Here is a 20479-nt window from a genome sequence, read left to right on the forward strand (position 1 = left end):
TCTCGTCCGATCAGACGATTTCCAGCTCCTTCAGTTTGCTCTCCGGCACGACTCCGTCGACCCAGCCGCGTACTTGGTAGTATTCATTGAGCATAGTGTCCAACTGGCTGACGTGTCCGGCGCTGTTGCCGGTGCCGGCTTCTTCCGTAAAGCGCTTGGGCAGGAAGTCGTCCTCGCGTTTATTGAAGCCGGCAAGGTTGTTGTAATGACGCTCCAGATTGTAGATTCTTTCGCCAATTTTCAGAACGTCATCAGCGGTAATCTGCACGCCGGTCATCGCCGAATACTGTTCCGCGTAGTTTTCCGCATTCTCGGAGAACGAGGAGAATTTGCAGATGTCCAACGAATCGGAGAAGGCGAACAGGTCTTGGAAGACCTTCAACAGCTCGCCTTTGCCTTCCGGCTTCAAGCGGTCAGTCGGCTCCGGTATCCCGGCGATTTCGCTGGCGACCGTGTATCCGCGCAGATGGCAGGCTCCCCGGTTGCTCGTCGCGTATCCCAATCCGATGCCCTGTATGCCGCGGGGGTCGTATGCCGGGATGGCCTGCCCCTTGACCACCATGGCCAGATCGGCATTGCCGAACCTCTTGGCTGCTCTCGCCGTGCCTTCCGCCAGAATATCGCCAATGCCCTGCCGGAATACCAGCATCTCGGTGAGCTCGATCATGCGGTCGGCATCTCCCCAGGCGAACGGCTCTTCGACGAGACCTTGTTCGACTGCTTCCATCATACAGGACAGCGTGTTGCCAAGTTCGATCGTATCGATCCCGTATTCATTGCACAAGTTGATCAGATAGGAGATCGCCGCAGCATCGCTCAGGCCGCAGTTGGCGCCGAGCGCCCAGCCCGATTCGTATTCAAAGCTCTCTACCCGAGTCTTGTACTTGCCTTCCTTCACTTCTACTTCTTTCTTACAGGCGACCGGGCAGGCGTGACAGGTGTTGTCTGCGACCAGCAGCGTGGCATTGACGGTCTCGCCGCTGTGCCCCTCTGCCCCTTCCCAATGAGTATACTTGGAGTTCATCGTCGGCAGAGCGCCCACTTCGTTGATAATGCTCGTCAAGACGTTCGTACCGTAGACGGAGAGGCCGCCTTTTTTCGGAGCGGTGAGACCGCCCTCCATGATCGCCTTCAACGCCTTCTGATTTGCCGATTTGTACTCGTCATCCCGTGCCGGCTGCGGCATATTCCCTTTTTGCGGGCCTTTGATCACAATCGCCTTCAGGTTTTTATATCCGGCCACCGCACCTGTCCCGCCGCGGCCGGCTGCGCGATCGTTTTCATTCATAAAACCGGCAAAGCGCACCTGGTTTTCTCCCGCTTGTCCGATGCACATGACACTCAGGTCTTCCTTGCCGTGACGCTCTTGCATGGCTTTCACCGTCGCCCGGGTGCCTTGTCCCCAGAGGTCGGCGGCGTCGTGCAGCGTTCCCTCCCCATTTTCGATGTAGAGGTAAACGGGTTTGTCGCTCTTTCCGGAGATCAGGATATTGTCGATCCCGGCCCATTTTAACCGGGCGGCCGTCCATCCCCCCATGTGCGAGTCAGTCACGGTCCCGGTCAGTGGCGATTTGGTCACGACACACAGCCGGCCGCTCATCGTCGACCGCGATCCGGTCACCGGGCCAGTCATGATGCATAAGAGATTTTCCGCTGACAGCGCTTCCACATCCGGCCCGTTGTCAAACACGTACTTGACTCCCAGCCCCCGGCCGCCGATGTACTTCTTGGCCAACTCCTCGTCGATCTCACGATAGCTGACCGTTCCAGTTGATAGATCAATTAAAATTTCCCTGTTTTTAAAGCCGCCCAACTTCATCTGTCCGCCTCCTCCTCCTTCAATACTTGATAAAAAAACGCCGTTGCAGCCATCGCAAGGAAATGGCTGAACCCGCATCGGAAAGGGAAGTCATCATGGATGCTTCTTTCCGAAAGGCTTCATTGCCGTAATTACAGATACCTATTCGACTTTTATGAAGCAACTCCTGCTATTATTCTATGCCAAAACGGAAAATTGTCGATATTTCGATTATTTGCCGGATACGCACTTTTGAAAAAATGTATTGCCTTTATTCCTGTGATCAAGTATTTTGTACATATACTAACTCAACCTAACAAAACCCAATCAAAACCAATGAAATACGATGAAGGGACTGGGAAGCTTGAAAGAGGAGTACATGACTCCGGAGGAAGCGGCCGCCATCTTGAAACTGTCCAAATTCACCGTGTATGAAATGATCAAACGAGGAGATCTTCCCGCCGTCAAGCTCGGCCGGAGCCTGCGTATTTTGCGAAGCGAACTGGACAACTTCGCTAGCGGGAAGAAACCCCAGGTCGGCGCAAAGGATTTTTCGCATGATGTCCCCGCCCCTTTTTTGCCGCAGGAGATGCCGCACGAGATCTACTTTACCGGCAGTCACGACCTTGCCGTCGACCTGTTGACCCAGCATCTCAGCACTCGGGGCATTACGCTATTTTCGGCGTTTTCCGGCAGTTTGAAGGGGTTGATCGACCTGTTCCACGGACGGACGGAGATGGCCGGCTGCCATCTGCTGGACGTGGAGGAGAAAGAGTACAACCTCCCCTTCATCACCCGTCTGCTGCCCGGCGAACAGTTGACGGTGATCCATTTCGTCTACCGCTGGCAAGGCTTTATCCTCCCCAAGGGGAACCCCCGGATGATTACCAGCTGGTCGGACTTCCTCTCTGGAGAACACCGCATCGTCAACCGACAAAAAGGCTCGGGCACGCGCGTTCTGCTTGATCAGAAAATTCGCGAAATGGGCGCCGATGCCGGCATGCTGCCCGGCTATGACCACGAATGTGTCAATCATTACGCCACGGCGGCGGCCGTGCTGAACGGCGCAGCCGATGTCGCACTCGGCATCGAAAGCGTGGCCCGCAATCTGGGACTGGACTTCTTTCCGATTCATCAAGAACGGTACGACCTGGTGCTGCCTACCGGGCTGATGCAGCAGGAACGGTTTCAGATCATGTGCAGCGTGCTGCGGGACGTTCCGTTCCGCCAATCCATCGTGGCGCTTGGCGGCTACGATATCTCACAGATGGGCGAAATCATTGCCACATATACATAATCTTAAAAGGAGGATACAAGATGAAACACGCAAGCAGGACAAGCTTCTTTCTGATTTTGGCGGCCATTTTGCTGTTGGCCGGCTGCAGTACGGCTGCACCGGCACCGGCTTCTGCTCCCGCTTCGGAGGCTTCGGAAGCGCCGGCCGCTTCCGACGCCAAGCCGAGTACGGATAGCCAAACCAAGGAGATCGTTCTCGCGACCACGACCAGCACACAGGATTCGGGTTTGCTGGACGACATGCTCCCTGCCTTTGAGACAAAGACCGGCATTAAGGTAAAAGTCGTCGCGGTCGGCACCGGCCAAGCGATCAAGCTTGGCGAAGACGGCAACGCCGATGTCGTGTTGGTGCATTCCCGGCCGGCGGAAGACGAGTTTGTCGAAAAAGGATTTGGCGTCGATGCCTACGACGTCATGTACAACCAGTTTTACATCGTCGGACCAGAGAGCGATCCTGCCGGAGTGAAGAACGCCAAAACAGCTGAAGAGGCGCTGCAGAAAATCGCCGAGAAACAGGCGACCTTCGTCTCCCGCGGTGACGACTCCGGTACAGACAAAAAGGAAAAAAGCATCTGGAAAAGCGCCGGCATCACCCCTACCGGCAGCTGGTACCTCTCCTCCGGACAAGGCATGGGAGACACGCTGCAGATGGCCGATGAAAAGGATGCTTATACGCTGACCGATGAAGCTACCTTCCTCTCCCGGAAGCTCGGCTTGGTCGTGCTGATGCAGGGAGACAAGGCGCTGTTGAATCCTTACGGCATCATCAAGGTAAAATCCACCGGCAAACCCGAGCTGGCAGATGAGCTGATCTCGTTTTTCGTCGGTGAAGAAGGCCAGAAAATGATTGGCGAATTTGGCAAAGACAAGTACGGAAAAGGCTTATTTGTACCTGACGCGAAAAAGCGTTAAGGGGTGAAGCATGGGTTTGCCAACCGAGGTTCTGGAAATTATCTGGCTGTCCCTGCAAGTGACGACCTCTGCTGTGTTCTTCGGGGCGCTGATCGGTATACCCGCCGGCGCCCTTCTCGGCTTGTACGCTTTTCCCGGCAGAAGACTGGCCGTCACGATCGTCTACACCCTGATGGGGCTGCCTCCGGTGTTGATCGGGGTCATCGTCTATCTGCTCCTCTCCAAACACGGTCCCCTCGGCTCGCTGCAATTGCTGTTTACACCGGAAGCAATGGTGATCGCCCAGTTCGTCCTAGTAACGCCGATCCTTGCGGGGTTGACCATGTCCGCAGTCCAGGCCAAAGAACGCACCTATTCCGAGACGGCGAAGAGCCTGGGGGCCACTCCGGTCCAATTGGTCTGGACAATCGTCAAGGAGTCGCGAAAAGGCATCTGGGCGGGAATCGCAGCTGCTTACGGACGGGCGATATCCGAAGTCGGGGCCGTCATGCTGGTCGGCGGAAACATCGAACACCACACCCGCGTGATGACCACGGCCATCATCCTGGAGACGCGGATGGGCCACTATGAAACAGGCCTCTATCTAGGGCTTGTCCTTTTATTGATCAGCTTTGTCTTCAACAGCTTTCTCATGATGGGAGTCCTTGAACAAATCAACGCCAAACGGAGAAAAATGTGAGATGGAGCAACTATACCTGAAACATCTGAACGTTGTCATGGAAAAAAAATCCATCCTGATCGTCGAGCAAATCAGCCTTTCCTGTGGTAAAATTTATGGCATCGTAGGTCCGAGCGGGTCAGGCAAAAGCACGCTGCTCAGGGTGGTCAACCTGCTGCAAAAGCCGCATGCGGGCACGATGAACTACTGGGGCGAAGAAGTGGACCTCGCGTCTCTCCCCCATGCCAAGGCCTTGGCGATCCAACGCCAGATGGCCTTTGTCGCCCAACAGCCGGTCATGTTCCACACCTCGGTGTTCGACAATGTGGCGATGGGGCTTCGTTACCGCAAGCTGGATCGCAAGACGATCAGGCAGCGGGTGAGCGAAGCATTGGAGCTCGTCGATCTAGGCGACCGCATCCACCAGCAGGCCGCCACCTTGTCCGGAGGCGAAGCGCAGCGGGCCGCCCTGGCCAGAGCGATCGTGCTGAAGCCGCGGCTGCTTTTGCTGGATGAGCCGACGGCAAGCCTGGATCCGGCCAACGTCTCCATTTTCGAGCAGGTCATCAAGGGGATCCATCGGCAAACGGGCATGACGATCATGATCGTGACCCACAATCTGCCCCAGGCCAAGCGGCTTGCCGATCACTGCTTGTTCGTTCACAAGGGACGAATTGTCGAGTCGGCCGATACCTCAGACTTTTTTGCCCAACCAAAAAGCCAGGAACTGGAAGATTTCATCTCCGGGCGGATGATCTATTGATCGTATCCAAGCCCCGAGGACGGAGGGATCGCTTCACATGGATACAGAAATACACCAGCGGTATTCGCGGCAAATCCTGTTCGCTCCGATTGGCAAAGACGGCCAGTTGAAGCTGCTGCAAAGCAGGGTGGTCATCGTCGGGATGGGAGCGCTCGGGACTGTTCTTGCCAACCACATGGTCCGCGCCGGTGTCGGTTTCGTCAGGATCATCGACCGCGACTTTGTCGAAGAAAGCAACTTGCAGCGCCAGATGCTCTACGACGAGGAGGATGCCCGCGCCCACCTGCCAAAGGCCGTTGCCGCCGCCGCCAAACTGCAGAAGATCAACTCGACGGTCACGGTGGACCCCATCGTCGCCGATCTGAATGCGACCAATGCCGAAGCGTACCTGACCGGATTTGACCTGATCCTGGACGGCTCTGACAACTTTCAGGTCCGCTATCTGGTCAATGACGTGGCGGTCAAGCACAAGATTCCCTGGATCCACGGCGCGGCTGTCAGTTCCAAGGGGATGTTTGCGGTCATCCGACCGGGTGAGACGCCTTGTTACCGCTGTCTCTTCCCCCACCCTCCCGAAGGCCGCGGGGAGACGTGTGACACGACAGGCGTGATCGGTCCGATCGTGCATGTCATCGCCTCGTACCAAGCCGTCGAAGCGCTTAAGCTGCTGCTCGGCGCCACCCAGCAGCAAAACCCCAATCTGGAGCAGTTTGAGCTTTGGCAAAACGACCATCTGCAGATCAACATCGCCAAAGGAAAGAATGCCAATTGCCCGGCCTGCGGCCAAGGGGTTTTTGAGTATCTCGACCTGACTGCAGAAGCGCAGCAGGAATTCACGTCTCTCTGCGGGAGGGATACGGTGCAGATCACCCCGGTTCAGCCAAAGCAAGTGGATCTGGAGGAATTGTCCCGGCGGTTTGAGCAGCTCGGGGGTGTGGAAAAAAATCCCTTTTTGCTTCGGTTTCATATCGATGCTTATACGCTTGTGTTCTTTAAGGACGGGCGGGTGCTGGTTCAGGGTTCGCAGGACATCTCCACGGCCAGGTCGCTGTATGCGAAATATGTGGGGTATTAGAGGCAATAAGAAAAGACGCGGGGAAATGTGCTACATTGCACTCCGCGTCTTTTTTGATGTGGTGAACATTGTCCAGGGAAGCAGAGAAAAATGGGCTCGCTCCGTTCGTGGCACGCCAGCGGGGAAGTTGGACTGGCCGTCTGCACTCCAAAAAACGGCACGTCGACCAAAAATGACTGGGAGTATTTCAACGTAGCATTTGGTCGACAAGCGTGTGCCGTTTTTTTCCGTTCCGACTGGGTGGGCGTTGCCAAGGCCTTCGTTCGCTCCTTTTTTCTCTGCTTCTCGTAACTTTGCTGCATGAAACAGGAAACAGCGATGATGTACGCCCCCTGCATGTTTTGATATTACGGCAATTCCCTTACCAGATTTGCGGCATATTGGATCAGTTCCTCCACGTTGAGCGTGTCCGTACCGCCGCCTTGGGCGATGTTGGGGTTTCCGCCGCCTTTGCCGCCGATCTGGGCTAATGTCGACTTGAGAAGTTGGTTGGCGTCGGCTTGGACTTCTTGGCCTCGGGCGAAGACCATCTGGATGTTGGCGCCGGATGTGAACAGCAGACAGACAGCGGATGACTCCCGTTCGATGATCTGTTTGGCAAGCCGTTGAAGTTCAGGCATCGGCCTGTTTTCCCACGAAGAGGACACTAGCTTGATCGTGCGGAGCGCTTCGGCACGCGAAAGAAGCTCTTGGGCCTCAAATTGCATCAGCTGTTCACGGGCTGCCTTTAACGATTCCCCCAGCTCAGTTTTCTCCGAGAGCAGGCGTGTTATTTGCGAGGTTAATTCCTGCTGGCTTGTTTTCAATTCACTGCTTGCCTGTTGCAGGATGCTCCGTTGCTCGCTCACCGCTTTTCTCGTTCGCTGCCCGCAGACGAAGCGAACGCGCACTTGGCCCTTGTAGCGCTCCCAGTCCAGCACCAGAATGGGGCCAACCTCTCCCGTCCGGGCGGGATGGATGCCGCCGCAGGGGCTGTAATCAAAATCGGCGATCGTCACGATTCTGATATTCTCATCTACGGTCGGTTGTTTGCGGAGCGGCAGGCTGGCCAGCTCAGCCGGTTCGACAAAACGGGCACTAATTTGCCTGTTTTCAAAAACGATCCGGTCGGCCAGCCTCTCCACCTGTTCTACCTCCTCCCAGGTAAGGTCGGGAACGGCCAAATCGATGGTGACATGCTCCCGTCCCAGGTGAAAGCCAACCGTCTCTGCCTGCAACAGTTCGGCGAAGGCGGCTGACAGAATATGCTGTCCCGCATGCTGCTGCATAAAATCAAAGCGTCGTTCCCAATCGATCCGGGCATGGACCGGCATATCAGGATGCAGCTCCCGTTTTTCTCCCAGGTAATGCCTGATCTCGCCGTTCACGAGCTCGACGCCGACTACCTCCACTCCCGCGATCTGCCCGAGGTCAGAGGGCTGACCTCCGCCCGTCGGGTAGAACAGCGTGCGGTCCAGCAGGACGTAATCCCCGTGTTCATCGCTTCCTGTCTTGATGATCCGAGCTTGAAAATCCCGGCTATAGGCGTCTTGGTAATACAATTTTTCCGTCATCTCGATCTCCTGTCTCGTCCAGCGATATGTTCAGCGATCAGCCGGCCGTGAAATCTTCCATTCTCGATGAAGATCGCGTTGGCCTGTTTGTTGTCTGCGGCGACCACTCCCGCGATGTAAACGCCAGGAACATTCGTTTCCATCGTTTCCTCATCGTACAGCGGAGCGCCTGTCCCCGGGTCTTCCCCGACACCGAGCGAACGCAGAAGCGTCCGGTCAGGCCGATAGCCGATCAGGGTGAAGACAAAGTCATTCTCCAGAGCCAACGTGTCTTCTGGTGTCTCCACCGCAATAAAATGATCGTGGATTTCCGTTACGCGGGACGAGTAATAGACGGTGATCCGTCCCTTTTGCTCCATACTTTCGAAAAGGGGCCGGGTCCACGCCTTGACGCGATCAGACAACCGCTCACCCCGGCAGATCACGGTCACATCGGCACCCGCGCGTTCCAGGTCAAGTGCGGCATCTACCGCGGAGTTGTTCCCGCCGACGATCGCCACCTTCATGCCGGCATACGGATGCGCTTCTTTATAGAAGGAGAAAACCTTTGGCAGGTCTTCGCCGGGGATCCCCAAACGGTTCGGGTGGTCAAAATACCCGGTCGCGATAATGACATTGGCAGAGCCGTATGCCCGCTTCGCTCCAAACCGGTCCTTTGTCAGCACGCGAAACATCTGGTCTCCCCGTTCGATCGATGTCACTGTTTCGTACTGATGGATGCGCAGCTGATAACGTTCCGCGACCATGCGGTAGTAGTTTAGCGCCTCCAGTCTGGTCGGCTTCTCATGGGGAGTGGTAAACGGAAAACCTCCGATTTCGAGCAGTTCCGGTGTACTGTGAAAAATCATATAGGTTGGGTAATTGAATACCGAGTTGACCAAAGCACCCTTTTCAATGACGAGCGGCTCAATGCCGACTTTCCTAAGTTCTACAGCGGCGGAGAGGCCGCACGGGCCAGCGCCGATGATAATGGCTTGTTCCATAAGTGCGTTTCATACTCCCTTTCAACGATCGCCAGGATGTGCTACCCTATTATGATACCTGATCCACCCCGTGATTTGTAGTTCTCTCAACACAAAAGCAGAGAACCGGTCTTGATGGCCCTCTGCCTTTTGAAAGATTTGCGAATAGCGTATGACTGTTCTTCAATTTCTGTTCCGGTAAAACTCCCTCGCCTTTTCCAGATAGATTTTGTCTTCGTCCGCCAACTCGTCTTCCGCATAGATCGCCGCCACGGGACAAGCCGTTTGACACGCACCGCAGTCAATGCATACATCCGGATCGATGAAGTACTGATCCTCGCCTTCATGGATGCAATCAACCGGGCATACTTCGACACAATCCGCCGCTTTTTCCGTCACACAGGGGGACGTGATCACAAAAGGCACAGGAATTCCTCCTTTTTTGATTTGGCATCCTATTGCGAATTTTCGGTACTATCATAACTCATTGTCTGGCCAAATGCAATGTTATTCGCCTTTTATAGGGCGGCATCTGATGCGACGTTTAAAAAGAGGGGAATGACAAAATAGGTCACATTTAGCTGCACAAACAGCTGCCCGCATCAACAGGCAGCTGACCGTCTTTTCAGATGCGGTTGTACATTCGCATCACTTCGAGCAATTTTTCGTGATCGATCGCATGTACCTTTTCTCCGTACGGTTTTACCAAGGACATGGTTTCCGCCGCCAGCATGGCGTTGACCACGGATTCGTCAACTGCCTGGCAGGCCGCTTCGTAGATCGGATCAAACACCTCATCATTGAGGTATTCCATCGCGAGCTTTTTGCTCGACTCTTGCGGTATATCCATTGGATTGGCGACGGAGAACGCAAGGAAAATGTCACCCGAACTGTTGCCGCCCGGCGTGCCGCCCCTTCCGATTCCAATCGCCGCCCGTTTGGCAACCCGCCGCAGTTGGTGAGGCAGCAGCGGAAGATCGGTTCCGATGACGACGATGATGGAGCCGCGTTCATTCGTGTACAGCGTGTTTTCCGTGAGATGTTTCCCGACTGGAACACCGAGGACCGTCAGCCATTCGCGCAAGCCGTGGTTAGCCTGGATCAATGCGCCGACGTGGTAGGTCTCCCCGTCGATGTTCACCACGCGTGAAGAGGTACCGGTCCCCCCTTTAAACTCATAGCAGATCATTCCGGTTCCGCCGCCGACGTTTCCTTCTGCCACGGGACCGGACTTGGCGGCCTCGATCGCAGACAAGACGTGTTCCTCCCGGATATGCCGGCCGTTGATGTCATTGAGCGAACCGTCATACGTCTCGGCTACGACCGGCATGGCCCAGAAATGGCCATCGGAAAACTGTTCCCGGTACTGCTGAATCATCCAACCGGTTACCGCGTGATGGGCGATCCCGACCGAGTGGGTATTGGTAATGCAGATCGGGCTGACAAAGTAACCGGCATCGTTGATCCAGTGAACCCCGGTCATTTCGCCGTTGCCGTTGAGTGCGTAAAACCCCGCCCAGATCGGCTGCATCTTCGCTTGTCTGCCCCGCGGCAAAATCGCCGTCACTCCGGTGCGGATCGGCCCGGAACCGATTTTTACCGGGCCTTCCCCCTGGACCAAGGTCGTGTATCCCACTTCTACCCCGGGAACATCAGTAATCGCGTTGTACCTGCCCGTCTCTCCCGGAAAGGGCAGGCCGAGTTCGCGCGCCCGTTTTTTCCCCATAACGACTCCCCCTCTTCTTCCTGAAAACCTAGGAGATCAGCTTCAAACCGACAGCCGAAGCAAGCACCATACAGATGAACAGAACCCGCCGCCAGTCTTTCGACTCTCCGTAAAAGAACATGCCCAACAGAGCGCCTCCCGAAGCGCCAATCCCTGTCCAGACAGCGTAAGCCGTTCCCATCGACAAGGATTTCATCGCGATCGCCAGGAAGACAAAGCTGGCGGTAAATCCGCCGATCATCAAAGCCAGCGCCTGCCATGACTTGTCGTGATGCAGCTTGTTGATCATCCCGACGGAAAACATTTCGAACAATCCCGCCAAGATCAGCGAAACCCATGCCATTACGACTCAGCTCCTTTTGTCCCCGGATCTTTCTCTTTCGTCACCAGCTTGAGGCCGATCACTCCAGCCAAGAGCAAGAGGATCAACAGGACCTTCATGATTTTAAAGGGCTCTCCAAAAAAGACTAACTCGGCAAACACCGTTCCCGCTGTACCCAGTCCGACGAACACAGCGTAAACCGTACCGACCGGAAGCTTACTGCTGGCTGCGATCATCAAGTAGAAGCTGACAAGAATGGACACAGCCGTTCCCAGCCATGCCCATGGCGTCGCAGCGTGCTTCAAGCCGATGACCCAGAACACCTCAAATAATGCGGCAATCAATACTTTTAGCCATTCCCGATTCACGTTTCCCTCTCTCCTTCATCCAACGCTTACGTATTTATCTCGTAATTCCGCGCCAGTATATGTCCCATGAAGCCTCAAACCTTCTGTCAAAGCGCTCCGGGCCGCCGTACAGCAATTCGACCAGGACGCCGTCCAACATGCACATAAACGCGATAGCGGCCCGCTGCGGACCGGCATAGGAAATTTCGCCGCGCTCTGCAGCCTGTTTGAAGACTGGTTCGAGCAGCAGCTCCATGTGATCCAAGTACTGATACACCAGCTCCATGACCGCCGCCTCCAGAGGAACAGGCGGAAAGTACATCATCCTCATCCAAAATTTGATCCGGTCACTGCGCTCATAGCGTTCCTTGTACTGCCAGATCAAGTCATGCAAGAAACCTGGCAGGGATTTTCCGTCGCAATCTCGGAAATACTTTGTCACAAAGCTTAACTCGCTGCCGGCGACATCGCGGATCACATGCAAAAAAAGGTCGTCTTTCCCCTTAAAGTGTGCGTATATGGATGGCTTTTTAATCCCGACTTCATCGGCGATATGTGCCAGAGAGGCGCCTTCATATCCATGCTCGGCAAAGTGTGTCAGCGCAACTTCCTTGATGCGGTTAGCGGTCATAGAATCCCCCTACCTAACGGTCGTTAGGGACATTATTTCACATTTCCTTGTTCATGTCAAACGAAGGTATCCCTCATGCAATCCCTCGTTATCTCTGGAAGTTCAGGAAATGAGGAAATAAGAAACGCACCAGACTCTGCTGCTGTCTGCTGCGTTATCACTGTTTTTGTCTACTAAGACATTCTGCCAGTTACAATCGTTGTGGAAGACATCACTCGCCTTTTGCTGAAAAGAGGATTTTTGACTAACGATTTGTCTTACTGTCTCTATTTCTGAATGAAACGAATCGAATGCGGTTTCAGCCACAAAAGGAAGCAAATGTTTTTCCAGCACATCACTTTGGCAGGCTTTCTTTCTGCTTCCGCCAGTGGCGCCACGATCCTTCAGGAATGGGCGGATATCCTCGGGAATCGCCATATACGTAGACCCAGCCCGAACGATCCGCTTCCCCATCTTGAATCCATACTCTTTCGTACTCACGGTTATGGGCTTCCCCCGTGTACCCTTCCAACTCATCGAGGTCCCTCAGTCCCTCTTCACGGATACAATGCCATTCTCCTTCTACCCAGTCCGCTTGTTCATCCAGAACGAGCGCGGGATAAGCGCCAATGTCGTAGAGCCGGCCCCGGACTCGCCCCGGCTGCGATTGCACCAGGTACGGTTTTACAACGTGATGATTGCTTTCTCCAGGCAAGAGAGTCCCGTAAACAAAAACCCATATCATCGCCTCACCCTTTTGTCCATGATCACTCATTATATTCCAAATGACGGTAACAGGAACAGACCGGCTAAAGCGAGAGCCAGTTGTCCCTGACTCCCCTTTCACTGCCGGTCTGCCCTCGTTTCTTTTGTTTACCGTGCCGCCACTTTCTCTGGCGACGTTTTCTTCGCTGTTTTTCCCTGCTCTTTTTTCTGGCTTCGCTCAAAGGCAATCAGGATGGCCTCCTGACGTTTTACCCCTGTTTTTTCCAGATCTTCAATGGTTTGGACGATCTCTTTGTAATCTTTAGGGATGACTTTGACGAACTTCGTTACCGTCTGCCCCCAATTGGCCAGCAGCTTTTCGGCCAACGGACTGCCAGTGTACGCGAAGTGCTTCTCGATCAGCTGCTTGACTTCTTTGATCTCGCGCTTGTCTTCCAACCCCTCCAGCAGCACCATTTCCGGATTGTACAGAGCCGAAAACTGGTCTTTGTCCTCTGCGAGTACGTAAGCGGTGCCGCCAGACATGCCCGCTGCGAAGTTTTTGCCGACGCGTCCGAGGATCACGACGCGTCCTCCCGTCATGTACTCGCAGCCGTGGTCGCCGACTCCCTCGACGACTGCCGTAACACCGCTGTTGCGGACGCAGAAGCGCTCGCCGGCCATCCCGTTGATGTACGCTTCGCCGGCTGTTGCCCCGTAAAAAGCGACGTTGCCGATGATGATGTTCTCCTCCGGAGCGAAGGCGCTGCGCCCGGATGGATAAAGGATCATTTTTCCGCCGGACAGACCTTTTCCAACGTAGTCATTCGCATCTCCTTCCAGCCGGAGCGTGACGCCTCTTGGTACAAACGCGCCAAAGCTTTGTCCGGCAGACCCCTGGAAGCGCAGCTGAATCGTATCTTCCGGCATGCCGTGCTCGCCGAAGCGCTTGGTTACTTCACTGCCCAAAATCGTCCCGGTTACCCGGTCGGCGTTTCGGATCGGCAGTGTCGCTTCCACCTTTCCGTGACCTTCAATAGCCGATCGGCAGATATTGATCAGCTTTTGGCGATCCAGCGTTTTTTCCAATTTGTGGTCTTGGGAACGCTGGTGGAATCTTCCCGTTTCCTCCGGTACAGCCGGTTGATGCAGAAGCGGAGTCAAATCTACGTATTTGGCTTTCCAGTGTCCGCTTGCCTTGTCGCTCATCTTCAGCACATCGCTTTGGCCGATCATTTCCTCCATCGTGTGAAATCCGAGCTGTGCCATGATTTCGCGCACTTCACGGGCAACGAAACGCATGAAGTTGACCGTGTGCTGCGGATCTCCCTTGAACTTCTTGCGCAGGTCCGGATTTTGCGTGGCCACTCCGACCGGGCAGGTATCCAGGTGGCAAACCCGGGCCATCACACAGCCGACGGACACCAGCGGCGCCGTGGCAAAGCCGAATTCTTCGGCACCGAGCAGAGCGGCAACCACTACGTCGCGGCCGGTCATCATTTTGCCGTCCGCTTCCAGTACGACCCGATCGCGCAGCTGGTTGAGCATGAGCGTCTGGTGGGTTTCAGCCAGACCCAGTTCCCACGGCATGCCGGCATGCTTGATGCTGGACTTCGGCGAAGCGCCGGTACCGCCGTCGTGTCCACTGATGACGATCACGTCGGCCAGGCCTTTGGCTACGCCGGCGGCGATCGTCCCTACGCCTGTTTTGGCGACCAGCTTGACGCTGATGCGGGCGCGCGGATTGGCATTTTTCAGATCGAAGATCAGCTGTGCCAGGTCTTCAATCGAGTAGATGTCATGGTGCGGCGGCGGCGAGATCAGCCCTACGCCTGGCGTAGAACCGCGCACTTCGGCAATCCAGGGATACACCTTGTTTCCGGGGAGCTGGCCTCCTTCTCCGGGTTTGGCCCCCTGCGCCATTTTGATCTGGATTTCAGTCGCATTGACCAGGTAGTGGCTGGAAACGCCAAATCGTCCCGAGGCCACCTGCTTGATGGCGCTTCGTCTGAGATCGCCGTTTTCATCCGTGATGTAGCGCTGCGGATCTTCTCCGCCTTCGCCGCTGTTGCTCTTGCCGCCCAGCCGGTTCATGGCGATCGCGAGCGTTTCGTGCGCTTCCTTGCTGAGGGAACCGTACGACATCGCACCCGTTTTAAAGCGGCGGACGATGGAATCGACCGACTCGACCTCGGTGATCGGCACCGGTTTGCGGTTGGGCTGGAAATCGAGCAGATGGCGCAAAAAGACGAGCTGCTGTTCGTTTACCATCTCGGAATACAGCTTATACTGCTCGTAATCCCCTTCCCGGCAGGCTTTTTGCAGCGCGTGAACCGTCTTCGGGTTAAACAGGTGAAACTCCCCGTCCCGCCTGAATTGAAACTCGCTGCCGTGCTCCAGGGCCTCTTCCCGATGTTCCGGCAAAAACGCTTTGGCGTGCCGCATCGCGGTCTCTTCCGCGATTACGTCGAGGGTGATGCCGCCGATCGGGGCCGGCGTCCGGGTGAAATAACGGTCAATCACCTCGGGCGCGATCCCGACCGATTCAAAAATTTGCGCCCCGCGATAACTCTGGATGGTGGAGATCCCCATCTTGGACATCACTTTGACGACGCCTTCCACGGAAGTTCGCAGGTAAGCGCGTACGGCTTCTTCCATACGCAGTTCGCCGTAGGATTTTTCCCGGACAAGCTCACGGACGGTGTCGATCGCCAGATAAGGATTGACCACATCAGCTCCATAGCCGATCAGCATGGCAAATTGATGTACGTCGCGCGGCTCGCCGGACTCCACGATAATGCTGGCCTTGGTCCGCGTTCCCGTGCGGACCAGGTGGTGATGCAGTCCGCTTGCTGCCAGCAGGGCCGGGATCGCCGCCCGCTCCTGGTCCATCATGCGATCAGACAGGATCAACAGCGTGTAACCCGAGGCTATCGCTTCATCTGCCGCTGCGAACAGCCGGTCAAGCGACTGCTCAAGCGCTCCCGTCTTGCCGTCTGCGGGAAATACCATCGGCAGGGTGATTGCCTGGTACCGCTCGTATGGACTTTGTCTCAACCGGGCCAATTCTTCATTGGAGATCAGCGGCATCGCCAACCGGAGCCGGCTGCAATTGGCGGCGCCGGGTTCGAGCAGGTTTCCTTCCGCCCCGAGAAAGCTGATCGTCGATGTGACGCACGCTTCGCGAATCGCGTCAATCGGCGGATTGGTCACTTGTGCAAACGACTGCTTGAAGTAGTTGTACAAGAGCTTGGGGCGATCAGACAGTACGGCCAGCGGCATATCGATGCCCATGGAACCGATCGGGTCCTTTTGCTCCCATACCATCGGCGCGATGATCTTGTTTACTTCTTCCTGGGTATAGCCAAACGCCTTTTGCCGGGCGAGCAGTCCCGCGCCCTGCAGGTCTTTTTCCGGCGCTGCCTGCGGCAGATGGTCCAGGCTGAGCAGATTCTCGCTTACCCAGTCCTGGTACGGCTGTGCCGCAGCGATCTGCTGCTTGATTTCCTCGTCCGAGACGATTCGCCCTTCGTCCAGGTCGACGAGCAGCATCCGACCCGGACTGAGACGGCCTTTCTGGAGGATTTTATCTTCCGGAATATCCAAGACCCCTACCTCGGACGAGAAGACAATGGTATCATCAGAGGTCAGGTAGTATCTGGCGGGACGCAGCCCATTGCGGTCGAGGATAGCTCCGATCTGCCTGCCGTCCGTAAAGGCGATGGCAGTCGGTCCGTCCCAAGGCTCCATTAAAGCGCTGTGGTATTCGTAAAACGCCTTTTTGGCTTCGTCCATCTGTTCGTCCCTGTCCCACGGTTCCGGGATCATCATCATCGCTACATGCGGCAAGGAGCGGCCGGCCAGTGTAAAGAACTCGACGCAATTGTCCAAAATGGCTGAATCGCTGCCCTGCAGATCGATGACCGGCAGTACTTTTTCAAGCTCTGCCCCGAACACTTTGGATTGGAACATCTTCTCCCGGGCCATCATCCAGTTGATGTTGCCCTGCAGGGTGTTGATCTCCCCGTTGTGAATCAGATAGCGATTGGGATGAGCCCGCTCCCAGGTAGGAAACGTATTGGTGCTGTATCGGGAATGGACCATAGAGAAAGTAGACGCAAAAGCCGGGTCCTGCAAGTCCAGATAGTAGGCATCCAACTGCTCAGGGGTCAGCAGTCCCTTGTAAACGATGGTGCGGCTGGAGAAAGATACCGCATAAAAATCTTCCCCGGCGGCACGTTCCATTTGTTTGCGGATCATGTACAGCTTCCGTTCAAAATCGTCAGCGTCCTGCAGATCGTCACTGGCCCCGATGAAGAGCTGGCGAATGAACGGCTGGCTGGCCAAGGCCGTTTTGCCTAGTTTGGATGGATCGGTTGGCACCGTCCGCCAGCCGAGCAAAGTCTGCCCTTCTGCCTGAACCCACTTCTCCAATTGCTGTTCATAAGCGGCCCGGCGCTGTTCATCCCTCGGCAGGAAGAGCATGCCGACGCCGTATTTACCCGCAGCCGGAAGCTTGATTTTCAACTCTTTGCACGCTTTTTGCAGCAGTTTATGGGGGATCAGCGTCATGATGCCGGCTCCGTCCCCCGTCTCGGGATCGCTTCCCTGGCCGCCGCGATGCTCCAGGCGGCGAAGAATCTCCAACCCGCTGGCGACGATTTTATGAGACGCTTTTGCTTTCAGGTTGGCAATAAAGCCAATTCCACAGGCATCGTGTTCGTAGGCCGGATCGTAAAGTCCCTGTTTTTGCGGCAGTCCTTTCATGGTCATGGCAATCCACTCCTTCTCCATGTGTTTTCCTGATGCGACGAACCTGCCTCGGTCAGCTGTCCGCTGAATATTCCGTCTATATCTATGGCAGGGAATAAGGCTTGGCAATGTGTTTGTTCGTGCTTCGAAAAGTATGGTTTTATTGTAGATGAGCCGATTCATGCAAACAATATATAAATGAGATAAAATTAATCTCATTATGAGATGTGTGGAGGATTTTACCATAGAATTGGTTATGATTTCCTGCCGTCTGATGCAAAAAATAAGCTGACACTGTTGGGATCAGTGTCAGCTTGCAGGAGACGAAGACGCCAGCATGGATTAATGACCGATGACAAGGGAAGATGTCCGGTCACGCAACGTTTTCACTACGCTCATGGCCACGATGTAGCCTGTCTTGGGGTTTCTCGCAGACGGAGTGTTCTGGATTTGCAGCTGAATTCTCCCAAACCTCCCGCTTGCTACGATCTCATGCGTATTTTGGGTGATCGCTGGATCCACCCATACCTTGACCTTTGTCTTATCGAAGCCAATACCGGCAAGGCTTAACGCAGCCGATACATTGACGCTCTCCGGAAACTGCCGCGCCGAATCCCTGGCAACTCCATCAAACGCCAGATAAGGCTCCGTCAATCCCGCGAGGTCCACCTGCTGTTCAATAAACGTACCGTACCAGGCCTGCGGAGGCTTGCGGGTAATCAGCGTGACCTCGTCCATTTCCCCTACACTACCCGCAGCTATGCGGTCCAATCCGCCTATTGCCGCCGAGGGAATGAAGACTTTGCTGCCGCTTTCCGCTGCCCTGGCTTTGATTTGATGCAACAGCTGGTCATCAGCAAACGCCCCCACACTTACCACAATGAGATCGGCTCCCTGCGTCAGCGCAAGCGGTCCGTATTTTCTGACAGCCTCATGGCCGGCACTCTCAACGACTACATCCGGACGCTGTGCAAAGAATTCTTCCACCTTATCTGTCAGCACGGATGTATCGTCCTTCGTCGCGTTGTCATATTTGGATACATCCCGAACCAAAACGGAGACCAGCTTTGCCGCCCCTGCCTTTCCTTGTTTGATCGCTTCCGCCACATCTTCGCCAATCGTACCAAATCCTATGATTCCAACCTTTAACATAAACCCCTCCACCGTCAGCTGTCATTTGATTCCATACTCGTATCATACCAAAATAAAGTTGCATTTGGTATACCATAAACCAAGTTTGTGTGGTATATTTATCCTATACCGAACGGGAGGGATACTTAATGCCATCTGTTACTTTTCAAACCTCGGGTAAAATCATTGAAATTGATAAAGACACGAATTTGTTAAGAACGTCCATCCGATATGAAGGCTCTGTCCCCTATAAATGCGGCGGAGGTCTGTGCGGGACCTGCAAAGTACGCATTGTGTCAGGTCATGAGAATCTCAGCAAGGTGATGAAGAAGGAAGTAGACAGACTTGGAGAGGAAAAAATCAAGGAAGGCTACCGGCTCGCCTGCCAAACCTTCATTACCGGGGACGTAACCGTGGCATGGGGCGAGGAAGATCTCGAACGCCTGAAAAAAATCGCGGAAAGGCGCATCAATGCAGCGAAATAGTCAGAAGATACGAAAATCGAGAGGCTGTCTCACCAGGCGGATTTACTGATGTAACTGCCCGGGAGAGCCTCTCTTTTCTATTGCCTGCATTTTGATTTTTCCGGGTTAGGCATCATAAATTAGTAAATAAAGATTCTTCGGCGAACAAAAGATAGTTAACCGTTGAGACTGACGAAGCTTTACCCGTTAAAAAAAGGCTGTGCCGCAAGCCTTACCTGACTTGCGTACAGCCCGATCCAAAAAACGCCGCTCACTGCACCTTGATGATTTTATTTTCTTCATCTTGGTCCAATTCGTAGATTTCCTTCTCAATGTCCTCGATCGACTCGAATTTCGGAAACACCTTCAGCGGGATGCTGTTATCCGGAAATACTTCTGCCACGCCTTGAATGGTAATTCTTGTATCCGGGTTTTTAATTTTGCATACCGAGAAGGTCGATTTCTTCTTCCCGAAGAAGTGGTACTCATAATCAACGATCTTCTCCAAGTCGGGATTGTCGGTAACGGTGCGGTAACGTTCGGTTGTCGTCATTAAAACGTATACGCTCATCGATAAACCCCTCCACCCATGAATTTTACACAAACATCTATACTTCTTTTATTCTTTGTCTAAGGCCTCCAAATAAGCCCTTTTGGCATTTTCCACGTGGATTTTCGTGAAATATTCCGCCAACTCCGCTTCTCCGTCGCGAACTGCTCGTGCCAGGTCGCGATTCTCCTCCATCGCTTTGCGCATCCGGCCCGGCAGCTCGTAACCCAGATGCACAAACGCGCGAATATAATCGGACAATCCATCCAGCATCTGTGTCAGGCGGGGGCTCTGTGTCGCCTGGCAGATGACATCGTTAATTTTAAAATGAAAATGCCAGTGCTCCTGTTCAAAATTAGGCTGGGCCAGCGCGTGATCGATTTCTTCAATGATTTGTGTAAGCTCTTCGCGCTGAGCGGCTGTGGCCTTCTGCGCGGCCAGCTTCATCGCCAGACTTTGCAGGGCGGACAAAATCGTGAAAATCTCGATCACTTCCTCCGGCGACAGTTTGGATACGACTACCCCTTTTCGCGGAAGCGTTTTTACAAATCCCTGTGATTCCAGGCGGAACAAGGCTTCCCGGATCGGCGTCCGGCTTACGTTCAATTGATCTGCAAGCTCACGCTCAATGATTCGCTCTCCCGATTTATAGACACCTTGCATAATCGACTGCTTGATATATTGATATACTTTATCGCGAATGGGACTCAGTTCTTCGTCTTTCCAAATAATTGGTGTCTTCGGCATATGGTATACCTCCGATTGTTGTTTTTCCTTAGTGTAATCGATAATCTTACAACAATCAATGTACTGGAGGTCGTACCGAAGGAGAACAGTCGGCCGAGTACAGGAGCT

General features: G+C 54.5%; 20 protein-coding genes. 7 read left to right on the plus strand and 13 right to left on the minus strand.

Annotated features, from left to right (window positions below):
- Nucleotides 1-10: 10 nt before the first annotated feature.
- Entirely contained in the window at nt 11-1819 is a 1809-nt protein-coding gene (locus tag ACI7RC_RS06935) for an aldehyde ferredoxin oxidoreductase family protein (RefSeq protein ID WP_408107508.1), read from the minus strand.
- A 343-nt stretch (nt 1820-2162) separates the two neighbouring features.
- Here ACI7RC_RS06935 and ACI7RC_RS06940 point away from each other — a divergent pair, with 343 nt between their 5' ends.
- The 6 genes from ACI7RC_RS06940 to ACI7RC_RS06965 all read left to right on the plus strand — a co-directional run bounded on the left by ACI7RC_RS06940 (nt 2163) and on the right by ACI7RC_RS06965 (nt 6793).
- A complete protein-coding gene (locus ACI7RC_RS06940; RefSeq protein ID WP_408107509.1) occupies nt 2163-3095 on the plus strand; it encodes a substrate-binding domain-containing protein in 933 nt (310 codons plus the stop codon).
- Nucleotides 3096-3115: 20 nt separating this feature from the next.
- On the plus strand, nt 3116-4006 hold the full coding sequence (locus ACI7RC_RS06945; protein ID WP_408107510.1) for an ABC transporter substrate-binding protein: 891 nt from the start codon (nt 3116-3118) through the stop codon (nt 4004-4006).
- A 10-nt stretch (nt 4007-4016) separates the two neighbouring features.
- Nucleotides 4017-4685 carry an ABC transporter permease gene (locus ACI7RC_RS06950; protein WP_408107511.1) on the plus strand — a complete coding sequence of 223 codons (669 nt, stop codon included), beginning with the start codon at nt 4017-4019 and terminating at the stop codon, nt 4683-4685.
- A gap of 1 nt (nt 4686) precedes the next feature.
- A complete protein-coding gene (locus ACI7RC_RS06955) occupies nt 4687-5427 on the plus strand; it encodes an ABC transporter ATP-binding protein (protein ID WP_408107512.1) in 741 nt (246 codons plus the stop codon).
- 37 nt (nt 5428-5464) lie between these two features.
- A complete protein-coding gene (locus ACI7RC_RS06960; protein WP_408107513.1) occupies nt 5465-6502 on the plus strand; it encodes a ThiF family adenylyltransferase in 1038 nt (345 codons plus the stop codon).
- A gap of 90 nt (nt 6503-6592) precedes the next feature.
- Nucleotides 6593-6793 (plus strand): hypothetical protein, encoded by a 201-nt coding sequence (locus tag ACI7RC_RS06965; protein WP_408107514.1) that lies wholly within the window; start codon nt 6593-6595, stop codon nt 6791-6793.
- A gap of 56 nt (nt 6794-6849) precedes the next feature.
- On the opposite strand, the gene ACI7RC_RS06970 is transcribed toward ACI7RC_RS06965, so the two are convergent.
- The 10 genes from ACI7RC_RS06970 to nadX form a co-directional block, all read right to left on the minus strand.
- On the minus strand, nt 6850-8055 hold the full coding sequence (locus ACI7RC_RS06970; RefSeq protein ID WP_408107515.1) for an alanyl-tRNA editing protein: 1206 nt from the start codon (nt 8053-8055) through the stop codon (nt 6850-6852).
- A complete protein-coding gene (locus ACI7RC_RS06975; protein ID WP_408107516.1) occupies nt 8052-9038 on the minus strand; it encodes a YpdA family putative bacillithiol disulfide reductase in 987 nt (328 codons plus the stop codon). Before ACI7RC_RS06975 ends, ACI7RC_RS06970 begins: the two co-directional genes overlap by 4 nt.
- A 162-nt stretch (nt 9039-9200) precedes the next feature.
- Entirely contained in the window at nt 9201-9443 is a 243-nt protein-coding gene (locus tag ACI7RC_RS06980; protein ID WP_019122308.1) for a DUF362 domain-containing protein, read from the minus strand.
- Between the two features lie 199 nt (nt 9444-9642).
- On the minus strand, nt 9643-10743 hold the full coding sequence (locus tag ACI7RC_RS06985; RefSeq protein WP_408107517.1) for a DmpA family aminopeptidase: 1101 nt from the start codon (nt 10741-10743) through the stop codon (nt 9643-9645).
- 28 nt (nt 10744-10771) lie between these two features.
- Nucleotides 10772-11086, minus strand: coding sequence for a DMT family transporter (locus ACI7RC_RS06990; protein ID WP_019122310.1), 315 nt, complete (start codon nt 11084-11086; stop codon nt 10772-10774).
- Entirely contained in the window at nt 11086-11433 is a 348-nt protein-coding gene (locus ACI7RC_RS06995) for a DMT family transporter (RefSeq protein ID WP_408107518.1), read from the minus strand. Before ACI7RC_RS06995 ends, ACI7RC_RS06990 begins: the two co-directional genes overlap by 1 nt.
- Nucleotides 11434-11467: 34 nt before the next feature.
- Nucleotides 11468-12043, minus strand: a complete 576-nt coding sequence (locus tag ACI7RC_RS07000) for a TetR/AcrR family transcriptional regulator (protein WP_408107519.1) — start codon at nt 12041-12043, stop codon at nt 11468-11470.
- A 334-nt stretch (nt 12044-12377) separates the two neighbouring features.
- Nucleotides 12378-12767 (minus strand): gamma-glutamylcyclotransferase family protein, encoded by a 390-nt coding sequence (locus tag ACI7RC_RS07005; RefSeq protein WP_408107520.1) that lies wholly within the window; start codon nt 12765-12767, stop codon nt 12378-12380.
- Between the two features lie 128 nt (nt 12768-12895).
- Nucleotides 12896-17500: a glutamate synthase large subunit gene (gene gltB, locus ACI7RC_RS07010; protein ID WP_408107521.1), complete on the minus strand. Its 4605-nt coding sequence runs from the start codon at nt 17498-17500 to the stop codon at nt 12896-12898.
- Between the two features lie 321 nt (nt 17501-17821).
- Complete coding sequence (nadX, locus tag ACI7RC_RS07015) at nt 17822-18631, minus strand: aspartate dehydrogenase (protein ID WP_408107522.1); 810 nt, start codon at nt 18629-18631, stop codon at nt 17822-17824.
- 128 nt (nt 18632-18759) lie between these two features.
- Between nadX and ACI7RC_RS07020 the strand changes: the two genes are divergently transcribed.
- On the plus strand, nt 18760-19095 hold the full coding sequence (locus tag ACI7RC_RS07020; protein WP_408107523.1) for a 2Fe-2S iron-sulfur cluster-binding protein: 336 nt from the start codon (nt 18760-18762) through the stop codon (nt 19093-19095).
- A gap of 250 nt (nt 19096-19345) precedes the next feature.
- Here ACI7RC_RS07020 and ACI7RC_RS07025 read toward each other — a convergent pair whose 3' ends face one another.
- On the minus strand, nt 19346-19645 hold the full coding sequence (locus ACI7RC_RS07025; protein WP_408107524.1) for a hypothetical protein: 300 nt from the start codon (nt 19643-19645) through the stop codon (nt 19346-19348).
- A gap of 48 nt (nt 19646-19693) precedes the next feature.
- Complete coding sequence (locus ACI7RC_RS07030) at nt 19694-20371, minus strand: GntR family transcriptional regulator (protein ID WP_408107525.1); 678 nt, start codon at nt 20369-20371, stop codon at nt 19694-19696.
- Nucleotides 20372-20479 lie beyond the last annotated feature (108 nt).

Source organism: Brevibacillus sp. B_LB10_24 (assembly GCF_046036945.1).
Lineage (GTDB): Bacteria > Bacillota > Bacilli > Brevibacillales > Brevibacillaceae > Brevibacillus_C.

Coding starts and splice junctions, on each gene's coding strand:
- ACI7RC_RS06935 (WP_408107508.1), bottom strand. CDS start 1,819: ATGAAGTTGGGCGGCTTTAAAAACAGGGAAATTTTAATTGATCTATCA.
- ACI7RC_RS06945 (WP_408107510.1), top strand. CDS start 3,116: ATGAAACACGCAAGCAGGACAAGCTTCTTTCTGATTTTGGCGGCCATT.
- ACI7RC_RS06950 (WP_408107511.1), top strand. CDS start 4,017: ATGGGTTTGCCAACCGAGGTTCTGGAAATTATCTGGCTGTCCCTGCAA.
- ACI7RC_RS06955 (WP_408107512.1), top strand. CDS start 4,687: ATGGAGCAACTATACCTGAAACATCTGAACGTTGTCATGGAAAAAAAA.
- ACI7RC_RS06960 (WP_408107513.1), top strand. CDS start 5,465: ATGGATACAGAAATACACCAGCGGTATTCGCGGCAAATCCTGTTCGCT.
- ACI7RC_RS06965 (WP_408107514.1), top strand. CDS start 6,593: ATGGGCTCGCTCCGTTCGTGGCACGCCAGCGGGGAAGTTGGACTGGCC.
- ACI7RC_RS06970 (WP_408107515.1), bottom strand. CDS start 8,055: ATGACGGAAAAATTGTATTACCAAGACGCCTATAGCCGGGATTTTCAA.
- ACI7RC_RS06975 (WP_408107516.1), bottom strand. CDS start 9,038: ATGGAACAAGCCATTATCATCGGCGCTGGCCCGTGCGGCCTCTCCGCC.
- ACI7RC_RS06985 (WP_408107517.1), bottom strand. CDS start 10,743: ATGGGGAAAAAACGGGCGCGCGAACTCGGCCTGCCCTTTCCGGGAGAG.
- ACI7RC_RS06990 (WP_019122310.1), bottom strand. CDS start 11,086: ATGGCATGGGTTTCGCTGATCTTGGCGGGATTGTTCGAAATGTTTTCC.
- ACI7RC_RS07000 (WP_408107519.1), bottom strand. CDS start 12,043: ATGACCGCTAACCGCATCAAGGAAGTTGCGCTGACACACTTTGCCGAG.
- ACI7RC_RS07005 (WP_408107520.1), bottom strand. CDS start 12,767: ATGATATGGGTTTTTGTTTACGGGACTCTCTTGCCTGGAGAAAGCAAT.
- gltB (WP_408107521.1), bottom strand. CDS start 17,500: ATGACCATGAAAGGACTGCCGCAAAAACAGGGACTTTACGATCCGGCC.
- nadX (WP_408107522.1), bottom strand. CDS start 18,631: ATGTTAAAGGTTGGAATCATAGGATTTGGTACGATTGGCGAAGATGTG.
- ACI7RC_RS07020 (WP_408107523.1), top strand. CDS start 18,760: ATGCCATCTGTTACTTTTCAAACCTCGGGTAAAATCATTGAAATTGAT.
- ACI7RC_RS07025 (WP_408107524.1), bottom strand. CDS start 19,645: ATGAGCGTATACGTTTTAATGACGACAACCGAACGTTACCGCACCGTT.
- ACI7RC_RS07030 (WP_408107525.1), bottom strand. CDS start 20,371: ATGCCGAAGACACCAATTATTTGGAAAGACGAAGAACTGAGTCCCATT.